This window comes from Methylobacterium sp. J-067 (genome assembly GCF_022829465.1).
Lineage (GTDB): Bacteria > Pseudomonadota > Alphaproteobacteria > Rhizobiales > Beijerinckiaceae > Methylobacterium > Methylobacterium litchii.
Genome location: NZ_JAKSXZ010000014.1, coordinates 1 through 9,037, shown reverse-complemented (window position 1 = coordinate 9,037; position 9,037 = coordinate 1). Strand labels below are relative to the sequence as shown.

At 68.9% G+C, this 9,037-nt stretch carries 9 protein-coding genes; 5 read left to right on the top strand and 4 right to left on the bottom strand.

Features of this window, described 5'->3' with window-relative positions; translation table 11 throughout:
* Positions 1-126: 126 nt before the first annotated feature.
* Genes MKK52_RS00370 through MKK52_RS00360 form a run of 3 tightly spaced genes read right to left on the bottom strand, consistent with a single transcriptional unit; the run spans position 127 to position 1,941 of the window.
* Entirely contained in the window at positions 127-543 is a 417-nt protein-coding gene (locus MKK52_RS00370; RefSeq protein WP_243951767.1) for an ester cyclase, read from the bottom strand.
* A gap of 22 nt (positions 544-565) precedes the next feature.
* Complete coding sequence (locus MKK52_RS00365; RefSeq protein WP_243951766.1) at positions 566-862, bottom strand: hypothetical protein; 297 nt, start codon at positions 860-862, stop codon at positions 566-568.
* A gap of 14 nt (positions 863-876) precedes the next feature.
* Positions 877-1,941: a catalase family protein gene (locus tag MKK52_RS00360; protein WP_243951765.1), complete on the bottom strand. Its 1,065-nt coding sequence runs from the start codon at positions 1,939-1,941 to the stop codon at positions 877-879.
* Between the two features lie 169 nt (positions 1,942-2,110).
* Between MKK52_RS00360 and MKK52_RS00355 the strand changes: the two genes are divergently transcribed.
* From MKK52_RS00355 to MKK52_RS00340, 4 genes are read left to right on the top strand one after another with little or no spacing between them, the layout of a single operon-like run.
* Positions 2,111-2,692, top strand: a complete 582-nt coding sequence (locus MKK52_RS00355) for a carboxymuconolactone decarboxylase family protein (protein WP_243951764.1) — start codon at positions 2,111-2,113, stop codon at positions 2,690-2,692.
* 53 nt (positions 2,693-2,745) lie between these two features.
* Positions 2,746-3,828, top strand: coding sequence for a catalase family protein (locus tag MKK52_RS00350; protein WP_243951763.1), 1,083 nt, complete (start codon positions 2,746-2,748; stop codon positions 3,826-3,828).
* Between the two features lie 38 nt (positions 3,829-3,866).
* The gene (locus MKK52_RS00345) at positions 3,867-4,436 is read left to right on the top strand and encodes a type 1 glutamine amidotransferase domain-containing protein (protein ID WP_243951762.1); all 570 of its coding nucleotides are present in this window, start codon (positions 3,867-3,869) and stop codon (positions 4,434-4,436) included.
* Between the two features lie 53 nt (positions 4,437-4,489).
* Positions 4,490-5,782 carry a flavin monoamine oxidase family protein gene (locus tag MKK52_RS00340; protein ID WP_243951768.1) on the top strand — a complete coding sequence of 431 codons (1,293 nt, stop codon included), beginning with the start codon at positions 4,490-4,492 and terminating at the stop codon, positions 5,780-5,782.
* A gap of 181 nt (positions 5,783-5,963) precedes the next feature.
* On the opposite strand, the gene MKK52_RS00335 is transcribed toward MKK52_RS00340, so the two are convergent.
* Positions 5,964-7,424: a PLP-dependent aminotransferase family protein gene (locus tag MKK52_RS00335; RefSeq protein ID WP_313898716.1), complete on the bottom strand. Its 1,461-nt coding sequence runs from the start codon at positions 7,422-7,424 to the stop codon at positions 5,964-5,966.
* A gap of 233 nt (positions 7,425-7,657) precedes the next feature.
* Between MKK52_RS00335 and MKK52_RS00330 the strand changes: the two genes are divergently transcribed.
* Positions 7,658-9,037: molybdopterin-dependent oxidoreductase (locus MKK52_RS00330; protein WP_243951760.1), on the top strand; the 1,380-nt coding region annotated here is incomplete at its 3' end.

The following is a 9,037-nucleotide window of genomic DNA, read 5'->3' as shown; positions in this document are numbered from 1 at the left end:
ACCTACACCACGACGAGAGGGACGACGCGACCGGCACTCATGGCACCGCCTGGCGGTCATCCCGGTGGCCCCGCCCGACAACCGGGACCGATTGGATGCATAAAGCCGACGTCCTGCGACCGGCCGTCATGGATCGACGGCGCCGATCTGCTTGAGCATGGTGAGGTTGTCCATCAGCGCCCAATGCTCCACGAGGATGCCGTCGGCGACCCTGAAGTAGTCCATGACGACGATGTCCACGGACTTGCCGGTCGGCGGTATGCCCTGGAACTCCCCAGTGTGACGACCCTGGAACCGCAGCCGCGCCAGGACGCGGTCGCCCTCGGCGATGACCTCATCGATGGGGATGGCGACCTCGGAGAGCCCGCCATGGAGCACGGCGGCGAGCTTGCGTATCCCATCGGGACCACGCACCTCGAAATCGAGGCCCGGATCGTGCCTGACGAAGTCCGGCGCGATGTTGGCGTCCCACCACCCCTCGTCACGGTCGCGGAACGCGTCGAAGTACGCGCGGACCAGTCGCTTGTTCGCATCGAGGGACATTTGACGCCTCATGGGTCGCGGGTCAGCGGGGTTCGACCTTCACGCACGTGAACGCGACGGGGATGGCCTTGCCGCCCGAGGTCTTCGTCGTGAACGAGGCCGCGTTCGCCGTGGTGGAGGCGATGGCGTGCTCGGCGTCGGGGCTGTCGACCGGCAGCACGTAGTCCTGCCCGCTCCCGATGCCCTTGGTAGGGTCGAACACCCGGATGGTCACGTTGAAGGGCTTGAGGTCGGCCCTGGCCAAGCCGTCCGCCAGCGCCCCCACGGGGGCCATCACGGGCAGCATGGCCAACGCGAACGCCGCAATCGTCTTGCTCATCGTCGCCTCCCGTCTCAGCGCACCGCGCCCGGCTCGTGGATCGGGCAACGGTTGAACCGCTCGCGGAACTCGGCCGAATGACGGTAGGGGGCGTTGCGGGCCCGGTTGATGTTGCCGAGGGGCCGGTGCGCCGCGAGGCCGGTCCAGACGCTGAAGCGCATCTCCTCGTCCACCGCCAGGACCCGGGCGGCGTCCCAACTATCCTGCGGCCGGGCACGGATGATGCCGACCCGCTGGAACGGGGCCTCGTCCTCCTTCCACTCCACCGTGGGGTCCTCCACCGGCTGGCGTTCGAGGTCGCGGCATAGCTGGACCCGGAACTCCCATTCACCGGCGATGCCGACCATCTCGGACTGCACCGTCTCGCGGATGGCGTTCGGACGGCCGGAGGCGTCGATCTCGGCACCGGTGAGCGCCGTCAGGGCCGGCGCGACGGGAGCGACCGAGAATTTTGCGATATAGTCGCCGTACCGGAACGGGGTCAGGCTGTAATAGGTCTCGCCGAGCGGATCGACGTTGGGCGCGCCGCCGAGCGAGCCGATGGTGGGGCTGTCGATGCCCACCGCGTGCAGGGCCTTGTTGACCCCGCGCAGGACGGTGGAGGCGGCCACCTTCAGGCCCTCGGCCCGGTCCGTGGTGCCGGCCAACAGCTTGAGGCTGCCCAGGAACCTCTCGGCGTTCGGCGCCTGGAAGACCTTGCCGTTAACCATGATGAAGTTCTGGGTCGTGCCCTCCGCGTCGGGGAGGCGCTCGCCCTCGACGTCGAGGACCTTCAGGGCGAGCCCCCGGGGCAGGGAGACGGCGTCGGGAAGGATGTCGCCGGCATTTGTCGACATCCGCATGTAGACCTTGTGCTCGCCGTGCTTGGCGAACAGGCCCTGGGCCAACTCGGGGGGCAGGCCCGCATCGACGGTCAGCGTCCCTTCGAGGATGCCATGCGACTTCGCGTGGACCGAGCGCACGGCATGGCCCGAATGCTCCGCGACCCTGGTCAGGATCGTGTCGAAGGCCTGGTTCAGCTGCTCGATGGTCTGCCCCTCGTCGGGCCGCAACACCTCGACATCGGGACTGTATCGCACGGGAGGTTGCACGGTCCGTCTCCTGGCATGGGCCGTGACAGAACGGGGGCGGTCGCGCGACGTTCCGGGTTGCGCGACATTCAATCGCCCATGAACGAGGCAGGGAACGTCCGTCGCGCGGGCGGCTTGTCGGCGGTGCGGCACGCCTGTTCGCCCCGGAGTTACCGCCTTGCGTCTCCCTCCCATCCCTCCGAGTGAACTCAGCAACGAGCAACGCGGTCTCTACGACACGCTCAAGGCCGGCATCGACAGGCAATTCCAGGGATTCCAGACGGCCAGGGCGGACGGTGCGCTCCTCGGGCCCTTCAACCCCTGGCTCCACGAGCCGCGGATCGGCAGGGCGGTGTGGGAACTGACTGAGGCGGTCTCGGCTTGCGGCGCCCTTCCCGAGAAGGCTCGCCAAGTCGCCATCCTGGCCACCGGCGCCCGCTTCAAGGCCTCCTTCGAACTCTACGCCCATGTCCAGGTGGCCCGCGACAAGGGCTTGGCGGAGGACAAGGTCGCGACGATCACGGCCGGTCAGCGCCCGGCCGACCTCTCGCCCGACGAGGCGGCCGTCTACGACGCGGCCGCCGCGCTCAACGCCGGCGGCGTGCTGCCCAGGCCTGTCTACGACCGCGTCCAGGCGGCCTTCGGACCACGGGGCATCGCCGAACTGATCCACCTCGTCGGCCTCTACGCGATGGTGTGCACGACGCTCAACGGCTTCGACGTCCCCGTCCCGGAGCAGCAGGTCGATCCCGCATCCTGATCCGGGCCTCCGGCAGACAAACCCGCGGGCGCAGACCCGCCAAGGAGACCCCCATGACGTACCTCCGCTACGCGCCCGACATCGAGAAGCCCGCCCCGGACGAGCAGGAGTCCATCGACGGCATCATCCAGGGCATGACCCAGCAGTCGCAGGTCGTGGAGAAGCGCGAGCGCCACGCCGTGCGCGCGAGCCACGCCAAGAGCTCAGCCTGCGTCGTCGGCGAGTTGATCGTCCCGGAGGGCTTGCCGCCCGAGCTCGCGCAGGGCCTGTTCGCCAAGCCGGGTACGCACAAGGTGGCGGTGCGCTTCGCGCAGGGACCGGGCGAGACCTTGGGCGACCGGGTGTCCACCCACCGCGGCATGTCGATCAAGGTGTTCGGGGTGCCCGGCGAGAAGCTGCCGGGCCACGATGTCGAGACCCAGGACTTCGTGCTCGCCACCGGCACGACCTTCCCGTCCGGGACCGCGGCCGGGTTCCTGCGCGACGGAACCGTGATCGGCAAGGCGACCGGGATGCCGGAGGGCGTGAAGAGCGCGGTGGCCGCCACCGCGCGCAACCTCAACCGGGTGTTGCACGCGTTCGGGACGGAGAGCGCCATGGCCGACTTCCTCGGCCATCCCTACAGCCATCCGCTCGCCGACAGCTATTTCAGCCAGGCCCCGATGCGGTTCGGCGACCATGTGGCCAAGCTCGGGGCGGTACCGGCATCCACGGCGCAGTCGGACCTGGCCGAATGGCGTCTCGACCCGCACGGCGACGAGGACGGTTTCCGCCATGCGGCCACGGACTTCTTCCGCGGAAACGAGGTGGTCTACGAGTTGAAGGCGCAGCTCTGGGCCGATGCCGAGCGCCAGCCCATCGAGGATGCCTCGGTCGACTGGCCGGTCGCGGTCAGCCCGTACCGTACGGTGGCGACGATCCGCCTGCCGCGCCAGGACGCCTATTCCCCCGAGCGGGTCCACTACTTCGACGAGGTGATGACCTTCCGCCCGGCGCACAGCCTCGCGGCGCACCGGCCGCTCGGTTCGGTGATGCGGGCGCGGCTCCAGGTCTACCGGGCGCTGAGCGACTTCCGCCACCGGGAAAACGGTGTGACCGCCGAGAATACCGCCACGCCGGAGAGCATCCCGGCCTGAGGCTGAACCCTTCCCCTTCCCGCACATAGGAGCCAACCATGACCCTTCAGGGCAAGACCATCGCCATCCTGATCGCCCCCCGGGGGACGGAGGAGCCGGAGTTCACGAAGCCCCGCGACGCACTGCTCGCGGCCGGCGCGACCGTCACGGTGGTCGGGCTTGAGGCGGGCGAGGCCGAGACGGTCAACAACGACCTCGACCCCGTCGGGAAGTACCCGGTCGACAAGACCATCGACGCCGTGTCCGCGTCGTCCTTCGACGGGCTCGTCATCCCCGGCGGCAGCGTGGGGGCCGACAAGCTCCGGGGCAGCGAGGCCGTCGTCGCCTTCGTCCGGGACTTCTTCCAGGAGGCCAAGCCGGTCGGCGTCATCTGCCACGGGCCCTGGACGTTGGTGGAGGCCGACGTCGTGAAGGGGCGCAAGCTGACCTCGTTCCCGACCGTGAAGACCGACATCCGCAACGCGGGCGGGGAATGGGTCGACGCGGAGGTGGTTGTCGACAAGGGCCTCGTCACCAGCCGCAACCCGAAGGACCTGCCGGCCTTCTGCGCCAAGATCGTCGAGGAATTCGCCGAGGGGCGCCATCCGGACAAGGCCCGCAGCATCTGAGGCCGTCCCATGCCGGGCACCGGTGGAATGTCCGACGACGTGATTTGGACCTCGTGACCAGCGAGTTCGACGTGATCGTCGTGGGGGGCGGCGCCGCCGGCATCGGTGCAGTCCGGAGGCTCGTGGACAGCGGCACCTCGTGCCTGCTCCTGGAGGCGTCTCAACGGCTGGGGGGCCGTGCCTACACGCAGGATCTCGGAGGCTACCCGCTCGACCTTGGCTGCGAGTGGCTCCATTCGGGCGACCGCAACGCATGGGTCGACATCGCCGAGGCGTCCGGTTTCCCGGTCGACCGGGGTGACCCGCCATGGGCGAAGGCGCATCCTTCCCAGGACGTCAACAAGGACGACCGGGAGGCGGCGTGGAGGGCCTATGGCGACTGGGAGGGGCGGCTTCGTGCCGTGGCCCGGGGCACCGACCGGGCGAGTGATGCCTTGGAGCCCGGAGGGCCCTGGAACGGCTATGTCCGGGCCATCGCAGGGTTCATGAGCGGTGTCGCACCCGAAGGGATCTCGGCCACCGACTACCTCGCCTACGACGATGCCTCGACGGGCAAGAACTGGCACCTGCCGCTCGGCTACGGCACCCTCGTCGCCGCCAGCCTACCGTCCTCGGCGACAGTCCGGCTGGCCACGCCCGCCGAACGGATCGATCTGACGGGTTACGGCGTCGAGGTGACCACCCGCGCGGGTGCCGTCAGGGCAAAGGCCGCCATCCTCACTGTCTCGACCGTGGTCCTGGCCGGCGACGCGATCCGCCTTCCCCCCGAAGTCGACCCCTGGCGCGAGGCGGCCGCCGCACTGCCCCTCGGCCGCAACGAGAAGATCTTTCTGGAGATTGGGCGCGATACGGCGTTCGGTCCGGACACGCATGCCTACGGCAACCTGAGAGACCCGAGGTCCGCGGCCTATTCGATCCGGCCGAACGGCTGGCCCGTCATCGAGGCCTTCCTCGGTGGCGAGGGCGCCCGCATCCTTGATGAGGCTGGCCCGGCCGCCGGCTTCGACTTCGTGTCGGCGGAGTTGGCCGCCTTGTTCGGCAGCGGCGTAGCGTCGGCTATCCATCCGCTCGCGGCAACCTCGTGGAGCCGTATGGCGTCCATCGGCGGCGCGTATAGTTGCGCGCTGCCGGGGCAATCCGATGCGCGGGCGAGGCTGGCCCAACCGTTCGAGGACCGGCTCTTCTTCGCCGGCGAGGCGACACACCTCTTTGACTTCACGACCGCCCACGGGGCCCACGACAGTGGGCAAAGGGCCGCCGACGAGGCGATGGCCGCGGTCAGGGCCCGGCCCATCCCGGCAAGGAAAGTGCCACCAGCAGTCGTTCCGGCCCGGGGGGTCCGTTAGCCATACCATTCCCGCCGTCGCAGTGCCTTTGCCCGGGGATGGCGTCCGGCGAACCGCGCGCCTTTCGGGAACACGGCCTTGGTTCGACGCCCGAGGGTGGCCACGGCAACACCGGGTGGGGTCGGCGTGGGAATACGCTCGACCCATTGGCGGAGGCCGTCATGGGCGGCCTGCCTCGGGTTCAGCGGTTCAAGAGCAGTTCGAGCCTTCCGACCGCATCCTCGATCTGAGCCTCGGTCAGGGACGAGTAGCCGAAGACCAGCATGTCGTCCCGGGCCCCCTGATCGACGTCGAACGCCGCCCCGCTCGATAACGCGTAGACGCCGATGCCACGCTCCCTCGCCGCGACCTGGACTTGCCGCGCCGGGGGACACCCGGGCGGTAGCTGCCAGACCAAGTGAAGCCCGCTCTCCCCGCCGATGACCGAGGCGCCGTCGAACGTCCGCCGCAGCGTGGCGACGAGGTGGTCCCTACGGGCCTTGTAGAGTTGGCGTAGCCTGCGCAGGTGCCGGTCGAAGTGCCCCTCGTCGATGAAGGCGGCCAGCGCGGCCTGCTCCAGCCACGCCTGGCCGTTGCTCATCCGGGCCTTGAGCATCCGCGCCTCGTCCCAGAACAGGCGCGGGACCGTCGCGTAGCCGATCCGCAGTCCCGCCCCCACCGACTTGGAGAAGGTGCCGACGTAGAAGACGCGCCGCCCCCCATCCAGGCCGGCGAGGGCGGTCAGCGGCGGGCCGTCGTACCGGAAGTCGCTGTCGTAGTCGTCCTCCACGATGTAGCTGTCGGTCTCCTCGGCCCAGCGCAGCAGTTCCAGCCGGCGGGTCAACGGCATGATCGCGCCGGTCGGGAACTGGTGCGAGGGCGTCACGTACAGCAGGCTGCCCCGGTCCTTGGGAAGGAGGTCCGTGCGCAGGCCGTCGCCGTCGACCGGGACGGGATGGACGGTCATGCCGGCGCTCCTGAAGATCAGGGAGGCCCCGAGGTAGCAGGGGTTCTCGATGCAGAGCTGCCGGGTGTGCCCCCTCAACAGGTTGAACACCAGGTTGAGCGCGTCCTGCCCCCCCGTGGTCACGACGATCTGGTCCTTCGTCACCGCGACGGCGCGGGCACGCCGCAGGTGCGTGCCGATGGCGGCGCGGAGTTCCGGGAGCCCGGCCGGGTCGCAGTAGTCGGTCAGGTAGGCGGTCTCCTGCGACAGGAGGCGGTTCACGATCCGCCGCCAGATGCGGAGGGGGAACCCGGCGGGGTCCGAGCGCCCGACCCAGAAGTCGAGTTCAGGTCGGTCCCCACCCCCGCCCGGCGAGCCTGCGAAGCACAGCAGGGGTTCGCCGACCGCGTCCGGGACCGGTCCGTTGGTCAGGGCCTGGCCGCCACGCTGGATCAGCAGGAGACTGTCCGGCGGGATGGGCTCCACGAACAGGCCGGCCGTACCCCGGGCCTTGACGTAGCCCTCGGCGGAAAGGCGCTCGTAGGCTGCGTTCACAGTATTGCGAGAGATGCCCAGGCGCTCGGCCAGCAGGCGGCTCGGCGGCAACGCCATGCCGGCCTTCAACTTCCCTTCCAGAATGATCTCCCGGACCTGGTCGAATACCTGGACCTGCAAGGGCTTGGCGGAGGATGCGTCAAGCGTGAGCGTCAGTTCCACCCGTTACCCCATTGTAAGGCGGCGTCCCGGCACGGACGAGATTTCAGGGCCGGTGCCGGTCGGCCCCAACCCAATGGGGCGCGACAAAACGGTTGGTACCATGGGCCGCATCCACTTTGGCCCTTTTGCACGACCAAAATTTGGAATTGTTTGCGGTTTAGTGCACCCTGGGAACGGGTCGGGCTCACCATCCGGAACGCCAAGAAGGCCGGACGCCCGACCGCGGAGGAAACATGAACGAGATCGTCAAGCCGGACTCCCTGATCGTCGCCCAGGCCGAGAGCCTGACCGAGACCTTCTTCGGGGGCTGCCCGCACGATTGTCCCGACACCTGCTCGATGCTGTTCGACGTCAAGGACGGCCAGCTCCAGGGCGTACGCGGCAACCCAGACCACCCGATGACCCGCGGCGGTCTCTGCGTGAAGCTGAAGGACTACGAGAAGCGCCACTACCATCCCGACCGGCTTCTCTACCCGATGAAGCGGGTCGGCCCGAAGGGGTCGAAGCAGTTCGAGCGGATCACCTGGGACGAGGCGCTGGACACCATCGTCACCCGCTGGAAGGCGATCATCGACGAGCACGGCCCGCAGGCCATCGCGCCCTATAGCTACCTCGGCAACCAGGGCCTCGTGCACGGGCTGAACGGCGGCGACGCCTTCTTCAACCGCATGGGCGCCACCGTCATGGAGCGCACCTTCTGCGGCGAGGGCTCCTGCACGGCGTGGCTCCTCACGGTCGGCCCGACCGCCGGCCTCGACCCGGACAGCTACATCCACTCCAAATACATCGTGATCTGGGCCTGCAACTCGGTCAGCACGAACCTGCACCACTGGGCCATCGTGAAGGACGCCCAGAAGAAGGGCGCCAAGGTCGTCGTGATCGACGCCTACGCCTCGCGCACCGCCAAGGCCGCCGACTGGCACATCGCGCCGAAGCCCGGCACCGACGGCGCGCTCGCAATGGCGCTGATCAACTCCATCATCGAGCAGGGCCTCGTCGATCAGGACTACGTCGACAACTACACGGTCGGCTATGAGGAGCTGAAGGAGCGCGCCGCCGAGCGCACGCCGGAATGGGCCGCCGAGATCACCGGCGTCTCCGCCGACGATATCCGCAAGTTGGCCCGGGAGATGGCGACCGAGCAGCCCGTGGGCATCCGCATCGGCGTGGCGCTGGAGCGCCACTACGGCGGCGGCCAGACCATCCGGGCGGTCTCCTGCATCCCGGCGCTCACCGGGGCGTGGCGCCATGTCGGCGGCGGCATCACCCAGTTCGGCGTCTGGGAGCACCCCTACAAGTTCGACGTCATCTGCCGCCCGGACCTGATCCCGGAGGGCACCCGTGTCGTCTCGAACCTGCAGATCGGCCGGGCGCTGACCGGCGAGATGCAACTCGACCCGCCGATCATGTCGATGATGTGCTGGAATTCGAACCCGGTCACGCAGGCGCCCGAGACCGACAAGATCGTCGAAGGGCTGATGCGCGAGGACCTGTTCATGGTCTCGGCCGAGCACTTCATCTCGGACACGGCCTCCTACGCCGACATCCTGCTGCCGGCCACGATGGGCGCCGAGATGGAGGACATGATCCTCTCCTGGGGCCACCTCTACCTG